Origin of the sequence: Pseudarthrobacter sp. AB1, from assembly GCF_014926485.1 — a bacterium.
In the GTDB taxonomy this organism is placed as follows: Bacteria; Actinomycetota; Actinomycetes; order Actinomycetales; family Micrococcaceae; genus Arthrobacter.
Genome location: NZ_PZKO01000013.1, coordinates 24988 through 39474 on the forward strand (window position 1 = coordinate 24988; position 14487 = coordinate 39474).

Below are 14487 nucleotides of genomic sequence, written 5' to 3' on the forward strand. Positions count from 1 at the left end.
CCGCGTTGGGGTGTGATCCGGGTTATATTAGATCAGCATGATCCAATAAAGGGAAGGGGGCCGGTGTGGGCCGTAAAGTAGCGGATATGACCCGTCAGCTGGAGGACACCGTTGATCCCCCCCGCCTCGGCACCGGCAGGCTGCCCGGCATGGAGCGCCGCAGTGCGATGGATGCTGTGCGGATGCGGATCGGGATGGCGATTTCGCTGGGGCTTTTGAAACCGGGCGAGCGGCTGCCGGATCAGGAGGACGTGGCCCTGGGTCTCTCGGTCAGCCCGATAACTGCCCGCCGCGCCTTGGCCAGCCTGGCGGAGCAGGGTGTGGTGGTGCGCAGGCGGGGCCGGGCCGGCGGCACGTTTGTGGCGGATTCACCACCTACGGATGTTTTGGCAGAGCTTGCTGCTTCCCCTGCCGAATCCCAGGCGGTGAACAGGCTGGTGGACCGGCGTCTGCTGTTCGAGTGCGCGGTGACGCATTACGCGGCCGTTAATGCCACGGCTGAGCAGCTGGATGAGCTGGAGCGGCTGACCCGGGAAATGGCTGAGGCGACCGATTGGTCCTACTACCACCGGATGGACGAGCAGTTCCATCAACTGGTGGGCACTGCGTCGTGCCTGGACTCCGCCGTCGAGGTTTATCACGAGACACTCGCCGAGCTCTACGACTACTTCATCCCCTACCCAATCGAGAAGCTGCACAAGTCCAACCGCGACCACATCGCCCTGGTGGCCGCCCTCCGCGCCGGGGACATTCAGGAAGCCGTGGAGGTTTCCCGGAAGCACGTGGACATCCTGCACCGAACGATGTTTATGGGGCTAGCGCCTACTACCGTTTCTCACGACAATGCAAAAGGAAACCAAGTCGCATCAAGTAAGGAAGGACGAAACCATGAAGGACCCTCTGACTGCTGACGAGGCAGCCGACTTAGTAGGCTTCTCCGGAAAAACATTTCGAGCTCATCTTCGGAAAATGAAGGCCAGCGGGACTTTGGATACAGCGGGTGCATGGCAGGATCCGCCAAAGAAGAACGGGATTTGGAGCATCCGACGAAGCTACCTAGCGAAGCTAGCGGCTGACAATGGTTGGCCGTTCGAAAACAGGTAACCCCTCATAGTGCTCGCTCTTGAGCCTCTCGACTGCCCGTGTGCTTCGGTTTCAATCAAACCACCCGGTGTGCGTCCCTGATGCTCGAGCCGATTGCCACTTAGAGAACGGTCCTCCACTCTAGACACATGATGATCGAATCGCTGAAGGATCAGGACTTTAAGGGCTTTATTCGGTTCAGCGAAATACCAAGCGAACCAGTTCCCACAGAGCATGGTGTATACGCTGTAGTGCGCGAAGGCACCCTTGAGCCGCAATTCCTCACACCGGGGTCTGGCCGGAAAGGAAGCCATTACCCACTAGACCTCCTGCGGAAAGCCTGGGTACTGGACAGTGAAATCCTTTACATAGGCAGAGCGCAGTGCAAGCTTGGAATTTATGAGCGCCTGAATAAGTACCGTCGTTTCGGCAATGGCAAGAACAGCGGCCACAGTGGCGGCCGTGCCATATGGCAGTTGGCAGACGCCCAAGAACTCAAAATTTGTTGGCTCGTCACAGGGGAACGTGATCCCGTCGAAACCGAAAGCCTGTTAATCGAACTTTTCAAGACGAAGCACGATGGGCAGCGACCGTATGCCAACCGCATCGACGGCACCGGGTGATTACCCCTAGCTTGTTCACCAAAAGCAACTTTGGGCCTTATGCCAACGGCGAGGCCGTCGGGGTCATCGTCCCAGCAAGCGGCGGGCGCGATCAGATAGTTGTCGTACGCTTCAGCCGTGCCAAACTATTGCGTTGCGCACGAAAGCGGCAATGCGGCGAACCGAGGCTGCACCCGAGGGGTGAAGGGCCGAATGTTCCCCTGCCGCTTGGGCAATGCACTCATTCAATTCCTCCCACGAGATCCAACAGAAGATTTCAGGGATCCGTTTCAGCAGTTCGGACTCTGGCGGGAGGGCTTCGTCGCCTGTGCGTTCGAGAACCGGCCCAAGGAAGTGGCCAACAGCTTCGTGGATCTCTAGAAGTCCGTAGCCTTTGACTCGAAGCGGTGGCGTTACACCGAGAAGTAAAAGAACAGGTTTCGAGGCGCCCGTGTTGGACATGAGCGCTACATATTCACGAGCGAGTTGCTCAGGCTGAAAACTGCCATACCGTATTCGTTTGGCCTCGACCAGTGTGTACGTGCTCGGCGTCTCAAAGACTGCGTCCGGCTGAACGAAGAGCTGCCCTTTGTAATTGCCAGATCCCAGCCGGAGATCGCCCGGAAGAAAATGCATTCGCAGCTCCTCGGCTTCGGCTGCAACCACTGATCTGGTTTCGCTGGCGCCGTGTGCAGATCGCAGGACGCCTCCGAGGAACTCCGTCCTGGGCAAAAAGTCCAAGCCCACCAGCACTTCGGCGGTCAAAACGTTCTCTCGGCCTTGGCCGCCCTTTCTGTAGTCCCGCGCCTTCTCCCATGAAATTTCCTCGAGCAGCTTCCCGACGATGGAGCTGGAGGCCGTGCTTGAAATTTCCAATTGAACTCCGTTGACTAGGCGCCGCGAATATACTGCCGCGACGATAGCTCAAGTAAGACCCTCCAAGTGTGGAACACGCCAAATCAGTTGTGCCGGGCGTCAAGGCAATCAATCACCGAACGTGTACATAAGCTTGTGACCGTGCCCGTATTCTCGGGGAACGATCATGTAAAGGCTGTTCATGGAGAACAATCCCGCGGGCGAACTGCGACTTGGCCACCTGTTCCAGGCCACCGGGCTGGAACAGAGTGACGTACTGGTCATCCGGCACACACTGAACCCTGACGGACTCGAAACCAGGGCTGATGCCATGGGGCCAAACCTACTGCCGTACACGCAGGAACAGGGGCACAACAACAAAGTCGGAAGAACGCCACCGCCAATCTGGCTAAACTTCCTGGCCACCTCCGGTCGGCGGGCACGGTTCATTACTGCCTTCGAGAATCATGGTGAAGTCCACAGCGAGCGAACGGACATTTGCCGATTCTTTGACCTTCGGCCTTCCTGGGTTTTCTCTGCCATGGCGGACCGCCTCGTTATTGAGTGGACTGCGGATACGGTCAATTGGGCGAAGACAGGCAAGACCGCGAGTCTGATGCCCGTGGTCGAGCTCGCCGACCCGCAGACAGAGCCATTTCCCGGCTTCGACTCACTTCTCATCAGCTTCGACGAACTGCAAGCAGTGGTCGCTGATGACCGCTACCGTCAGTGGCAGACAGCTCTCAGTTCCGTCCAGGGCATCTACCTCATCTCCGACACGAAAACCGGCAAACTCTACGTAGGCAAAGCCGATGGTGCCGAACGCTTCTTCGGACGCTGGAGCGAATATGCCAGAAACGGTCACGGCGGCAACGTCGCCCTCCGCGAACTGGCCGGGGCCGACGCCAGCCACGCACGCTACTTCCAGTTCAGCATCCTGCGGGTCTTTGCGCCCAGCGCCACCAGTGCGCAGGTGGACGCTGCCGAAGCCCACTTCAAGAGGGCACTGTTGTCCCGCCAGACCGGCCACAACCGGAACTAGGCGCCAGCGCGTAATTTATGGCAGCAACGGCGACAGATTCACTTCTGCGGCCACCGACGCGGACTGTTCGTCCCGCCACCAGCACCGACCATTTATGCCTAGTCCACAGGCCTAAAAGGAAGGGGACGAGAACGGGCGGGACTTTAGGCTGTCAGCCGCTCTGTCGCGTACTTGTTAAGAGGCATTCCGTGATTGGCCGCTTCAATCGCCAGTCTGCGGTGGAGTTCGGGAGGGACCCGGAGGTTGAGGCGGCCACTGAACTTTTGCGTCGCGATCGGCTCGGGCACGGGCTCACCCGACTGTGTAAGTTCATCGATGACGTCGGTCACCAGGCGTTCAATGCCGCGGAGCGCCTCGAACTGGTCCTCGTCTAGCCAGGAGAGGGAAGGGAATTCGAGAACAGTGGCAACAAACTCTTGATCCTCCGGCGACCACTGGACCGAGTACCGGTACTGCGCCACCGCAGACGGCGCAGCAGCTGCTTTTCGAATGGACATCTACTTCTCCTTGCTCCGATCAATGGCGGCGATGGCTTGCTTCACCTGGTATGGCTTGGCCTTGCCATTCTTGTTCTGCAAGTTAATCCTGGGATCTCCCACCCAGGGCATTTTGAAAATTGCGTTGTGGCTACCGGCCGACAAAACGGAACGATGGTCCTTCCTCCTAGCCTTACTCCCCCATCCCAGGATGGACCGGAACGAAATCGATCTTGTTGCCGGAGTTCGTTCGACCCGCTGGCGTCCTGGAGTATCCGCGCGCATCCAGGCCGTTCTTCGCGCGGAATTCCGCCGGAGCCGCATCGTAAACCTTGTTAAGGGCCCGGCCGGAGAATTCACCGGTGCTGCCGTCGCTGAACGTGGTCCTGATGCGGACGCTGTTGGGGTAGCGCCGGTTCATCCGGACAAAGCCTTGGGCGTCCTGCTGGAGGGTAATCAATGGATCGGCTTTCATTGAGGGACCAAGTTCCAGTCTGACGCAGATTGCGCCGGGCAGATGCCAGCCACAAGTGGATGGGCCCGCAACCACTCGTCGAGCGGCATTGTCTTCCGCCGGGACAGGTCCTACCGTGAAGGGACTGTCAGCCGAAGCAGGTGTAGCCATGCGGACAATGTCCTGGTCATCGCACTGCCTGCTCTTGTGTTTCCTGGTGGCCCTCGGAAGTTCCACTCCCTCGGCTGCCGCCGCAGGGACCGCCACGGAACCAGACAATCCTGAACAGGCCTATGCTGCGGTGGACTCCTTCCTGCGGGACCAGCTCGAAACCCTCGGGATTCCCGGTGCAGCCATCGCCGTCGTGCGTGACGGCAGGCAGGTGCACTCCGGCGCCTTCGGCGATGCGGCACCATCCGGGCGGCCGATGACTCCGCAGACGCCGGTGCTGCTGGCCTCTACCAGCAAGTCCCTGACGGCCATCGCGGTGATGCAGCAGGTGGAGGCCGGGCGGCTGCGGCTGGACGAGCCGGTGCGGGCCTACCTGCCCTGGTTCACGCTGGACGATCCCCGGTCACCGGACATCACGGTCCGGCACCTGCTCCACCAGACCAGCGGCATGTCCTCCAGGGACACGGCCTTCGAAGGGTCCCTTGCCCAGGAGCCGGAAGCCCTCGAAGAAGCGGTCCGTGCGCTGGCCGGCTCCCCGCTGGCCGGCGAACCGGGGCAGCGATTCCACTACGCCAGCGCCAATTACAACATCCTGGGCCTCCTGGTGCAGACCGTCGCCAACCAGCCCTTCGGGGAGTACCTGAAGCAGCACGTCCTCGGGCCCCTGGGCATGGTGCACAGCCATACGACGGCGGCAGCCGCCCGGGAGGACAACGCGGCCGAGGGCTATTACCGCTGGTTCAGCTCGTTCTGGGTTGAGACCGACGTTCCGGCGCCCGCCGCGGGGATGCCCTCCAGCACCCTGTACGCATCGGCCGAGGACCTGGGCCGCCTGCTGACAGCACTGCTCAACGGCGGCCGGTATGGGGACGTCCGGATCCTGCAGCCGGGAAGCGTGGCGGAGATGTTCGAGCCACGGACGTCCGTGGACGAGGCGAAGGGCTACGGCATGGGCTGGTTCACGCGGCCGCTCGTGGAATCCGTTGATCCTGCGGCCCCGGCGCCCGCCGCTGGGGAGTTGCCGCTGCTGCTGGAGCACCAGGGGGAATGGGGCAATAGCCACACGTACCTGGCCGTGGTTCCTGCGTCCGGCCTGGGCGTGGCCCTGGTCATCAATGGCAACGACACTGCCGCCCCGTCCCGGCTCAAGGCCATCGACACCAACATCCTGCGGATCCTCCACGGGCACTCCCCCATCCCCGCCGTGGTTATCGAGGACTGGCTGCAGCAGTCCAGCTGGGCAGTCTCGCTGGCCCTGCTGCTGGCGGAGCTGCTGAGCCTGTGGCTCTCGCTTTCGGTCCTGTTCCGACGGCGGTTCGCGCGGCTTGGCCGGTGGGCTCTCCCGGCGTGGACCGCCGTCGCCCTCGCCCTTGATGCCCTTGCCCTCTGGCTGTACCTCATCTACGCACCCGCCCGGTTCGACACCGGCCTGCTGGTCATCATCCGCCAGTTCCCGGACGTCGGCGTCACGCTGGTGCCGGTGCTGGGGCTGGCCATCCTCTGGCCCGTTCCGCGGACCGTCTTGTTGGTCATCGAGGCATTGCGCCACGCTTCACGCGGCGTACCCTGAAACCATGGCAGCTGAACCCAGTTCCGTGCGCACCCTGGCGGGACGGGTGAAGGCGGCCTACGACAACCTTCCGCTGCCGGCTCCCGTCGTGGCAGCGATGGCCCTCAATATCCTCCTTGCCAGGCTCCGTCCCCTGCCGCTTCCCGGCCCCCGTTCCGTCCACAGGCTGGCGGGGGCGGGACTTATGTTCGCCGGCGCCGGCCTGAATGCCTGGGCCCTGGCTGAACGCCGGCGGCGTTCGGCGGGCCCCTTCGAGCTGGAGCGGCCGGAGGAGCTGGTGACCACAGGCCCGTATGCCATAACCCGCCACCCGATGTATGTGGGCTGGTGGCTCATCCAAATCGGCGCGGGAACGCTGGCCGGTTCAGCCTGGGTCCTCGCGCTGCTGCCCGCCCAGCTGCTGGTGGAGCACCGGTTTGTCCTCGAGGAAGAAGCCGCGCTCGCGGACCTGTTTCCGCAGTCCTACCCTGATTACGCGGAGCGGGTTCCACGCTACGTTGGGCTGCCGCGCGGTTAGGCTCCCCCGCACGTAGGTTCCTTCGGCTGGAACTCAAGCGCCGCCGTCGTACGCCTCCGGACGGCGCCCAACTACGGATGGCGGGCAGGGGCATTGGTGGGCCATGATCTGAAGATGCGCCGCTTCGGAAAGACGCGGGCCTGGTGGGTCCCGCCAGCCCTGCGCGGTTACAGGTCCGAAAGGCTGCGCCACGGCCTGGTGGCGGGCGCTGCGCTCTTCGCGATCCTGGTCCCCGCGGGCATGGCGTACGCCCAAGCCTCCGGCCTTCCCCCGGTGACCGGCCTCTACGCGACGTTCGGATGGGCCGTACGTTGCCGCCCGGCCGTGGCCAAACAAGGCAAGGTCACGGCTGGAGGCCAGCGGGGCGCCGCCTGAGTAAGCAGGTCCAGGGCACTCGGATTGCCTGAGGTTTTCAGGCCCCGGCATGCCCCATTGGGCGTAGACTCGCAAGTGCGTCGGGACGCCGTGACGGGACATGCGGTTCCCCGGCAATGAGCCCCTCTCCTGCAACTCCTCCGGGCACGGCCCTTCCACGTCCTCCCATCAGCCCGGTCCCCGTATCGGCCCTCCCGTAAACCACAGAACCCCGAAAGGCACACCATGTCCGACATGCGCGTCCAAGACGAGTGGCACCGGCTGCCCTCCACAGTTACGCAGTGGCTGATGGATAACCCCGGCTGCGCGATCCTTCCGCGGACCTTGTCCGCAGAGATCAGTGCGGCCACGGACCAGCCCCTCAACGAGGAACCCCACGGCGAAACCCACCTCAGCCAGCAGGATGTAGATTTCATCAGGATGAAAGCACGCGAGGCCGAGACCGGGAAGGCGGACCCCGGTTACACGTTCTTCGACTCCGTGCAACCATAGGCCCCCGCTGAGCCACTGCTGACGGCGCCGTTGCCGTCGAGCCTCGCCGCCAGCGGCCGCCGTCGTAAATTACGACGGCGGCCGCTGGCCAAAGCGCCAATCTCCCCTACCGTCCCGGGGCCCGGTAGGACGGGGTCTTCTTGGCTGCCTCGTCGAGGTCCTCCACCGTCAGGAGCGGCTTCAGGCGGACGTTGACGTTCCCCGTCGAATTGATGAGCAGCGACAGTGCTGCGGCACTGGCATCGTCCGGCGCCTCAAAAACGCCGAGGACGTCGTAGTAGCCAAAGGCGTAGTAGAAGCTTTCCAGCGTTCCCCCTACGGAGCTGAGGGCCTCCTTCAAAGCCTCGCGCCGCTTGGTGCCGCCTTCCTGCATGAGCCCCTTGATTCCCTGGCCCACGTACGTCGCTTCAAACAGGTACTTCGGCATGGTCTTTCCTTCCCTGGATCCCTGTCCCGGTATTCCGCGGCCATCCGGAAGGCAGCCGCGGACCCCGGGTACGTTTGATACAGGATGACGTCCGCACAGAATCCTCCTCACCTGGCTCCATGGCCGTGCAGGAGCGGCCCAGATCCGGCCCCTTATCCCGTGGAAACGGGGTGAATGACCCCGCTACCGCCGACGCTATTCCTCGGGCTTCAGGCCGTCAATACACGGGGATACCTCTCCGGGCCCGAACCTCGTCCCTGGCATCGGCGAGAGAACAGCATCGGAGCGTTCCACCTGTGGAGCGCACGTTACGGGGAAGCTTGTGTCTATCGGCTGACGAGCCGCCACAGTGACGTGACCTCGGCGGCGCGCGCCTCGAACAGAGGATCGTCGCGGTCCGATGCCTTCGGATGGGTGGGCTTGGTGTCGAGCCGGTCCATCACCTTCAGCCCAGCCGCCTCGATGGCGGCCAGCAGATCCTCACGCGTCCGCAGGCCAAGGTGCTCGGCCAGGTCGGAAAGGACGAGCCAGCCCTCACCGCCCGGCTCCAGGTGGTCCGGGAGTTCGTTCAGGAAGCGGAACAGCATCCTGCTGCCGGGGTCGTAGACGGCGCTGTCCAGGGACGAATGCGGCGTGGCCGGAATCCAGGGCGGGTTGCACACGATGAGCGGCGCCCGTCCGGGCGGGAACATGTCGGTCAGGACGGCCTCCGCGCGGTCCTGGACACCGAGGTTCCGGAAATTCTCACCGGCGCAGGCGATGGCACGCGGTTCATTGTCCGTCGCGACCACCCGGTGGACGCCACGGCGGGCGAGGACGGCAGCGAGCACCCCGGTGCCGGTTCCGACGTCGAACGCCAGCGCCTCAGAGGGCAGCGGCGCGGCGGCCACGAGGTCCACGTACTCACTCCGGGTGGGGAAGAACGTGCCGTAGTGCGGGTGGATGCGGTCCTGCAGGGCAGCGACGTAGACGCCGTTCCGTCGCCACTCGTGGGCGCCAATGGCCCCGACCAGCTCATGCAGGGACACAACGGAAGACTCGCCGATATCGCCGTACGCTTCAGCGGCGGCCTCCCGGATATCCGGTGCACGGCGCAGCGGCACCACCGGGCCCGGATCAAGGGGAATCAGCAGCAGGCCGAGAATGCGGGCACGATGCGAGCGGGTCTGGCGGTGCCGGTAGAACTTCTCGGCCGGAGTTCCTGCGATCTTCTTTCCGGCGCCTACCCGCCGGTCCATGGCGTTGAGGATCTGACGTGCGTTGTGGAAGTCACCGTGCCAGAGCATCGCGATCCCCTGTGACGCCATCCGGTTCGCCTCATCGGCCGTGAGGGAGTCGGTGACCACCTCGACGCGCGTCGGCGCCGGCCTGCCGTTCGCCGACCGCCATCGCGCGGTCAAGCTCACACCCGCTTCGGCCCAGGTCACGACGGCGGGATCATCCGCCGCAGCCGTGCGCGCGGGCTGGAGGGCCGACGTCGGGATTCCCACGGGAGCTGGTGTGTCGGTACTGATAAGAGGTCCGTTCCAAGGTTCCGGACCGTCATCCGGTCACGAACTGAGCTTGGTCGATGGCCGCTGGGGCCCTTCAACCTACATTTCAGGATACAGGGGCAGGGATCCGGTGCCGGATTTCGTCCGGCGGCCCGTCAGCCTTCGGTGTCACCAACCGCGACGTGGACCTCGTTGGTGACGGCAGTTCCGTGCTCCACTGTCCGTGACACCGTGCAGTACTTCTGATGCGAGAGGTCCACCAGCCGCTCCACCATGCCGGCGGCCTTCTGCCCCTCGGCCGTATCGGGAAAGCTCAGGTTGAAGGACAGGTGCAGGCCGTCCACACGGTTGGCACCGTCCTCAACCACCTTGTGGCCGGTCGCCGAGACCTGGAAGGACGCGGGCTCGGCGCTCCGTGCCGTCACCGTGTCCACGTCGATGGCCGAACATCCGGCGATCGCCGCCAGCAGCAGCTCCACCGGGCTCAGCAGGCCTTCGCCGTGGCCGAATTCAAGTTCCGCGCCCGCAGCATTGCGCGCCACGTAACGGGCCGTTGCCGCCCGGGTCAGCTCGACGGAACGCAGCGTGGGATTGTTGTTTTCGCTCATTGGACCATGATGCCACCAGCAGGCAACGGTGCATCATGGACATGGCCCGCGGACGCCGCTTTGCCCCGTGGGCTGGTGAACGTTTCGGTACCGACCGGGCCGCCCTCCTAGGCACGCACCCCGGTCTGCTGGGCTTGGTCCCTGCGCGGTGTCCTGCCCACGGGTTTCATCTCGGCGGCGTACTGCAGGGCATCCTCAAAGCTGGCCCCGTCCAGCCGCTTCACCAGGCGCTTGGCCTGCCGGAGCACGCGGGCCCGGTGGCCGGGCGCGTCCGCGGCCAGGGCATCCAGGACGGTGTTCAGGCGTTCCAGTGACTGCCCGCCGATACGTTCCGCCCCGTCCCCCAGCCAGGTGCCGGCGTCGTGCACCAGCCCGTTCAGCGCCTCCTGCACGTCCGGGCGCTGCTCCGCGACCATGGCCAGTGCCGGGCTCGCCGCGGCGAATTCCGCCCACCACGCCCCCAGGCCCGGAGACTCACGGAACGCACCGTCCCGGAAGACCCGCATCGCGTCGAAGCTTTTGGCACGGGACTCCTCCTGCCGGGCCTCGCTGCCGGCGCTGAACGAGAACAACTTCTCGAGGTGGCAGTCCAGCTGCGGGAAGCCGCGGAACACCCCGCTGATCTCCCAGTCACCGTCCCCGGATTCATCCCCCGACCACCGCCGGTTGATCGCGATCACCGGTGCGGCCACCAGCTCATCGGTAGTGGTGGTGAACGCTTCGGTGCCGATCCCGTCGTCGTTGTTCCCGAACGTCCCGAACCAGATCAGCTCCCAACCGGACATGGCGTTCTTGACCGCCGCCTTGACCGACGTGGCGGCGGACGTCTTCACCACCTCGATCTGGTCCTTGATCTCCTGCGGTGTAGGTGCCGCCAGCGCGTGTTGGAAACTCGCGACCACCTTGACCACAGCCAGCTGGACGGCATCCACAAACGCCGAGTACCCCGTGTTGGCCAGGGAGTCCGGCCAGCCGTCCTCCTCCATCAGGGACACCACCACGCCGGCGATGGCGGGGACATCGTCCGCGCCGAGCAGGGCACGCAGCCCGGCATCGTTGACAGGGATGGGTTTCAGCTTGGTGGACCAGAGGCCGACGGCGTCCGGCACCGGCACATCGTCCCCGGCGTCCACGTCCGTGTTGCCCAGGTTCCCGTGGCTTCCGTTGCTGGACACGATGGTGGGCGAGCCGATCAGCCCGGACCCGGCCTCGACGGCGAAGTTGTCCCCATCCACCTTGAAGAATACGGTCCAGATATACGGCTCCGCATTTCCCCACCCATCGCCCTCGTCATGGCAATGCACATTCTGCAGCACCGTTTCCAAATTCAGTGTGGCGCGCATGGAATTACTTCGAACTCTCATCATCACGCGTGGAATGCTCTTTTTCATCCGGTAATGGACGGTGCACCGGCCTGCGGATTTGGTGGCGGGCCCTGGATTGAATCCGCGGCGCTTCCGCCGTCACGGTCAGCCCCGAAACGGCCGATGCGGCGCAGCGCCCCGACGAACTCAATTTGCTGGTAAAACACATTCTTCCCGGACCATACTGGGTACTGCCCCAGATGTTGAAGGAAAACGCCCACCAACTGTAAAGAATTCCGTTTTCGCACCCTTTGAGATGGCTGGCCAGCCCGTAGCCGGTTTCCTCGACCCAACTGAAGTCGTAGCACCACTTGGTCACCTTGCGCGTGCAGGTATCGAACCACTCCCAGGGCCACGCCCCGGGACACCAATAACGTTCCGTTACCACTACTTGCTGCGGCATGGCCGCCTCCTGACACTCTGCCGGCCGCACTGCGGGCAGGCCGGCATCCCGGCATGTTGCCGGGGAAACACGATACCTAGGACCGGTTCCGCTTCCGGAACCGCGGCAGGCGCAAAAGCCTGTTAAGGAAAGCTGCTCGCTGTTCACAGCCGCTGCACGGCGGGATTCCGGCAAAGTTTGTCAGGTCTTTAACCGCATCGCCCAGCCCGATACTCTCCCCATTACTTATCCAAAAAGGAATTATTCGCCGGTCCTGCCAGTGGCGTGATCGCGCAGGCCATTTCCGAAATTGATTTTGGGTCATAACAAATCCCTTTTGAATGTCACCAGCAGGGCCTCTTACCTTTCCGGCTGCCACTGCCTACAATTCAATATCATCCTCGCCGCAGCGCCGTGCGTCAATGGCTTCTGGGGTAATACTAAAGTCGTTGGATACAATGCCGGCGTGGCGAAGCTTAGTCCATCTGTCCAGCCTGAACTTCGCTGCGCACCTAGGCGGGGGCGATGCCGGTCGTTTCATGAGCGTTGGACTCCTGCACATCCTGGATAACCTCGTTGTGCCTCAGGAACCACGGCTTGAACGGCGGATCAAAGCGCGCAAACCGTGGAGCCCCCACAGCCGTCAGCCCGGCCAGGGTCAGCGCGGCCTGCAGCCCCGTGTTTCGGCGCGCAAAGGCCGCGCCGGTGCCGCTGCCCGCGAAGCGAACAGCTGCGGCAAGTGAACCCGGAACGGTGCGGATCCGAACGTCGGGGTTCGTCGGAACCGGAGCTGTCTCAGCCGTCAAGCCCGCCGGGAGCACAAAGGCGATCACAAAATCAGCCTGCGCCTCACTGCCGGGCATCGGACCGGTCTGCAGCACCGGTGCGGTCATCGCCAGTTTCTGTGACGGGCCGCTCTCCTGGATGACCGGGGCCGTCATTGCCAGCTTCTGTTGGGCCGTGTTGCTGCCGCTGATGTAATTGAACAAGTGCCGGAAGGCAGCATTGCCGGCGCGGTCAAAGGTGGTGTTGACGTGCACCTCGGCGACAACGTGCGCGGGATACCGGCGCAACTCGAAGTGCGGGTAGCTGTTGACCAGCTCGTGGGGTTGCTGTTCTGTCATGGTCCTCCAGACCCTACGCCCGTCCGGCACGGGCGGCCAGACACCGGGCCACGTCTACACCCCGGGCGTCCGCTTCCACGCCGCCGCCAACGCCAGCACCACGGTGCCCAGTCCCAGCATCACCAGGACCATCAGCCCCCAGTTCGCCTGGTTCACGCCGGGCCCGTACAGCACCCCGATCAACACCGTCGCCATGATGGCGCCCAGATAGCGGCAGGTCTGGAAAATACCGGCCGCCACTCCCCTCTCCTCCGGCCGGGCGGACACGAACAGGCCCTGGTTCGACGCCGTGCTCACCACCCCGTACGGCACCCCCATCAACGCGGTCAGCCCAAACACCAGGGGCGGCCACAGGGACAGCGTCAGCGCCCCCAGCCCGCCGGAGGCAACGAGCAGGATCAGCACACCGCCGATCAGCACCGCACGCACACCGAACCGCTCAATCAGCCGGACGGTCACCGGGGTGACCAGCACGGACATCGCCGCCAGGGGAAACATCAGCAGGCCCACCAGCCCGGCGTCGTAATGCCCGGCCTCCTGCAGCAGCTGCGGCAGGCCGAAGAACGCAAAGTAGTAGACGCCGCTGAAGACGACAAACACCAGATACACCAGCAGCAGCGGCCGGTTCCGGCCCAGCAGCCGCAAGTCCAGGAACGGCGGGCGGAAGCGCAGCTCCCGCCACGCGAACAGCCCGGCAATGACCGTCGCGGCACCCAGGAGCCACCAACGGTATCCCGGCATCACGTTCAGCAACGCCATCATCGCGAGCAGCAGCGAGGCCACGAAGGCCAGGATGCCGGGGATGTCGGAGTCTCGGATCAGGGCTGAGAGCTTCCCGGTCTCGCGTCCGGAATCGGCCGGCGCCACCCGGTGCACCACAATCAGAGCCAGCAGCGCGAGCGGCACGTTGACGGCGAAAAGCGCCTGCCAGCCCAGCAGGCTCACCAGCAAACCGCCGACGACGGGCCCCACCGCGGCCGCGGACGTGTTCGCCATCTGGATCCGGCCCAGCGGGCGGGTGGACGGCAGCTTCGCCAGCCGGCTCAGTTCGGTGACCATCACGACGGCGGACGGGTGCGCCGTCGCCGTCCCCACCGCCATGAGCGCCCGCGCCACGCAGACCAGCGCGAAGTTGGGCGCGAACGGAGCCAGTGCGCACGTCACGGCCACCAGGGCCATCCCGAACGTAAACAGGCGGCGCGGCCCGAAGCGGTCCGCAAGCCGTCCCATCAGCGGCTGACCGGCCGCGGATGCGAGGTAGAAGGAGGTGATCACCCAGGTGACGGTGGCGACGTCGAGCGCGAAATCCTCCCGCAGGACCACCAGAGCGACGGCGATCATGGAGGAGTTCAGCGGATTCAGGGCGGTGCCGAGGCTGAGCGCAGCGATCGCGAGGCCAGGACGGGGTTTGTTCGTCACGCCCCTAAGTCTGGCGCATGGTTGCCTTGGGTC

At 64.2% G+C, this 14487-nt stretch carries 17 protein-coding genes; 7 read left to right on the forward strand and 10 right to left on the reverse strand.

The genetic code is table 11. The annotated features are described in order from the left end of the window. Window positions 1-86 precede the first annotated feature (86 nt). Window positions 87-911, forward strand: coding sequence for a FadR/GntR family transcriptional regulator (locus tag DAD99_RS03840; protein WP_227007630.1), 825 nt, complete (start codon window positions 87-89; stop codon window positions 909-911). Between the two features lie 321 nt (window positions 912-1232). After that, window positions 1233-1706 carry a hypothetical protein gene (locus DAD99_RS03845; RefSeq protein WP_193340423.1) on the forward strand — a complete coding sequence of 158 codons (474 nt, stop codon included), beginning with the start codon at window positions 1233-1235 and terminating at the stop codon, window positions 1704-1706. A gap of 111 nt (window positions 1707-1817) precedes the next feature. Here DAD99_RS03845 and DAD99_RS03850 read toward each other — a convergent pair whose 3' ends face one another. Next, on the reverse strand, window positions 1818-2561 hold the full coding sequence (locus DAD99_RS03850; RefSeq protein WP_193340424.1) for a hypothetical protein: 744 nt from the start codon (window positions 2559-2561) through the stop codon (window positions 1818-1820). A gap of 181 nt (window positions 2562-2742) precedes the next feature. Here DAD99_RS03850 and DAD99_RS03855 point away from each other — a divergent pair, with 181 nt between their 5' ends. After that, on the forward strand, window positions 2743-3582 hold the full coding sequence (locus DAD99_RS03855) for a GIY-YIG nuclease family protein (protein WP_193340425.1): 840 nt from the start codon (window positions 2743-2745) through the stop codon (window positions 3580-3582). Window positions 3583-3725: 143 nt separating this feature from the next. On the opposite strand, the gene DAD99_RS03860 is transcribed toward DAD99_RS03855, so the two are convergent. Next, window positions 3726-4079: a type II toxin-antitoxin system HicB family antitoxin gene (locus DAD99_RS03860; RefSeq protein ID WP_193340426.1), complete on the reverse strand. Its 354-nt coding sequence runs from the start codon at window positions 4077-4079 to the stop codon at window positions 3726-3728. A gap of 172 nt (window positions 4080-4251) precedes the next feature. After that, entirely contained in the window at window positions 4252-4518 is a 267-nt protein-coding gene (locus DAD99_RS03865; protein WP_193340527.1) for a hypothetical protein, read from the reverse strand. A 163-nt stretch (window positions 4519-4681) separates the two neighbouring features. On the opposite strand from DAD99_RS03865, the gene DAD99_RS03870 reads away from it, so the two are divergent. From DAD99_RS03870 to DAD99_RS03885, 4 genes are all read left to right on the forward strand, one after another. Next, window positions 4682-6253, forward strand: coding sequence for a serine hydrolase (locus tag DAD99_RS03870; RefSeq protein ID WP_193340528.1), 1572 nt, complete (start codon window positions 4682-4684; stop codon window positions 6251-6253). A gap of 4 nt (window positions 6254-6257) precedes the next feature. Continuing rightward, window positions 6258-6770, forward strand: coding sequence for an isoprenylcysteine carboxylmethyltransferase family protein (locus tag DAD99_RS03875; RefSeq protein WP_193340427.1), 513 nt, complete (start codon window positions 6258-6260; stop codon window positions 6768-6770). Window positions 6771-6884: 114 nt separating this feature from the next. Beyond that, window positions 6885-7145, forward strand: a complete 261-nt coding sequence (locus tag DAD99_RS03880; RefSeq protein WP_227007631.1) for a SulP family inorganic anion transporter — start codon at window positions 6885-6887, stop codon at window positions 7143-7145. A 234-nt stretch (window positions 7146-7379) separates the two neighbouring features. Beyond that, the gene (locus DAD99_RS03885) at window positions 7380-7637 is read left to right on the forward strand and encodes a hypothetical protein (protein ID WP_227007632.1); all 258 of its coding nucleotides are present in this window, start codon (window positions 7380-7382) and stop codon (window positions 7635-7637) included. Window positions 7638-7743: 106 nt separating this feature from the next. Here DAD99_RS03885 and DAD99_RS03890 read toward each other — a convergent pair whose 3' ends face one another. The 7 genes from DAD99_RS03890 to DAD99_RS03920 all read right to left on the reverse strand — a co-directional run bounded on the left by DAD99_RS03890 (window position 7744) and on the right by DAD99_RS03920 (window position 14454). Beyond that, the gene (locus DAD99_RS03890) at window positions 7744-8064 is read right to left on the reverse strand and encodes a GYD domain-containing protein (RefSeq protein ID WP_193340428.1); all 321 of its coding nucleotides are present in this window, start codon (window positions 8062-8064) and stop codon (window positions 7744-7746) included. A gap of 326 nt (window positions 8065-8390) precedes the next feature. After that, complete coding sequence (locus tag DAD99_RS03895; RefSeq protein ID WP_193340529.1) at window positions 8391-9491, reverse strand: class I SAM-dependent methyltransferase; 1101 nt, start codon at window positions 9489-9491, stop codon at window positions 8391-8393. 221 nt (window positions 9492-9712) lie between these two features. Beyond that, a complete protein-coding gene (locus DAD99_RS03900) occupies window positions 9713-10165 on the reverse strand; it encodes an OsmC family protein (RefSeq protein ID WP_193340429.1) in 453 nt (150 codons plus the stop codon). Window positions 10166-10272: 107 nt separating this feature from the next. Next, a complete protein-coding gene (locus DAD99_RS03905; protein ID WP_193340430.1) occupies window positions 10273-11508 on the reverse strand; it encodes a hypothetical protein in 1236 nt (411 codons plus the stop codon). Window positions 11509-11512: 4 nt separating this feature from the next. After that, window positions 11513-11932, reverse strand: coding sequence for a hypothetical protein (locus DAD99_RS03910; RefSeq protein WP_193340431.1), 420 nt, complete (start codon window positions 11930-11932; stop codon window positions 11513-11515). 491 nt (window positions 11933-12423) lie between these two features. Then, the gene (locus DAD99_RS03915) at window positions 12424-13035 is read right to left on the reverse strand and encodes a heme-binding protein (RefSeq protein ID WP_193340432.1); all 612 of its coding nucleotides are present in this window, start codon (window positions 13033-13035) and stop codon (window positions 12424-12426) included. A 54-nt stretch (window positions 13036-13089) separates the two neighbouring features. After that, on the reverse strand, window positions 13090-14454 hold the full coding sequence (locus DAD99_RS03920; protein WP_193340433.1) for an MFS transporter: 1365 nt from the start codon (window positions 14452-14454) through the stop codon (window positions 13090-13092). Window positions 14455-14487: the final 33 nt, after the last annotated feature.

What these genes read in the sequence shown, in the direction of transcription:
- DAD99_RS03840 (WP_227007630.1), top strand. Translation starts at nt 87, where the DNA reads ATGACCCGTCAGCTGGAGGACACCGTTGATCCCCCCCGCCTCGGCACC.
- DAD99_RS03845 (WP_193340423.1), top strand. Translation starts at nt 1,233, where the DNA reads ATGATGATCGAATCGCTGAAGGATCAGGACTTTAAGGGCTTTATTCGG.
- DAD99_RS03855 (WP_193340425.1), top strand. Translation starts at nt 2,743, where the DNA reads ATGGAGAACAATCCCGCGGGCGAACTGCGACTTGGCCACCTGTTCCAG.
- DAD99_RS03860 (WP_193340426.1), bottom strand. Translation starts at nt 4,079, where the DNA reads ATGTCCATTCGAAAAGCAGCTGCTGCGCCGTCTGCGGTGGCGCAGTAC.
- DAD99_RS03870 (WP_193340528.1), top strand. Translation starts at nt 4,682, where the DNA reads ATGCGGACAATGTCCTGGTCATCGCACTGCCTGCTCTTGTGTTTCCTG.
- DAD99_RS03875 (WP_193340427.1), top strand. Translation starts at nt 6,258, where the DNA reads ATGGCAGCTGAACCCAGTTCCGTGCGCACCCTGGCGGGACGGGTGAAG.
- DAD99_RS03880 (WP_227007631.1), top strand. Translation starts at nt 6,885, where the DNA reads ATGCGCCGCTTCGGAAAGACGCGGGCCTGGTGGGTCCCGCCAGCCCTG.
- DAD99_RS03885 (WP_227007632.1), top strand. Translation starts at nt 7,380, where the DNA reads ATGCGCGTCCAAGACGAGTGGCACCGGCTGCCCTCCACAGTTACGCAG.
- DAD99_RS03890 (WP_193340428.1), bottom strand. Translation starts at nt 8,064, where the DNA reads ATGCCGAAGTACCTGTTTGAAGCGACGTACGTGGGCCAGGGAATCAAG.
- DAD99_RS03900 (WP_193340429.1), bottom strand. Translation starts at nt 10,165, where the DNA reads ATGAGCGAAAACAACAATCCCACGCTGCGTTCCGTCGAGCTGACCCGG.
- DAD99_RS03905 (WP_193340430.1), bottom strand. Translation starts at nt 11,508, where the DNA reads ATGCGCGCCACACTGAATTTGGAAACGGTGCTGCAGAATGTGCATTGC.
- DAD99_RS03910 (WP_193340431.1), bottom strand. Translation starts at nt 11,932, where the DNA reads ATGCCGCAGCAAGTAGTGGTAACGGAACGTTATTGGTGTCCCGGGGCG.
- DAD99_RS03915 (WP_193340432.1), bottom strand. Translation starts at nt 13,035, where the DNA reads ATGACAGAACAGCAACCCCACGAGCTGGTCAACAGCTACCCGCACTTC.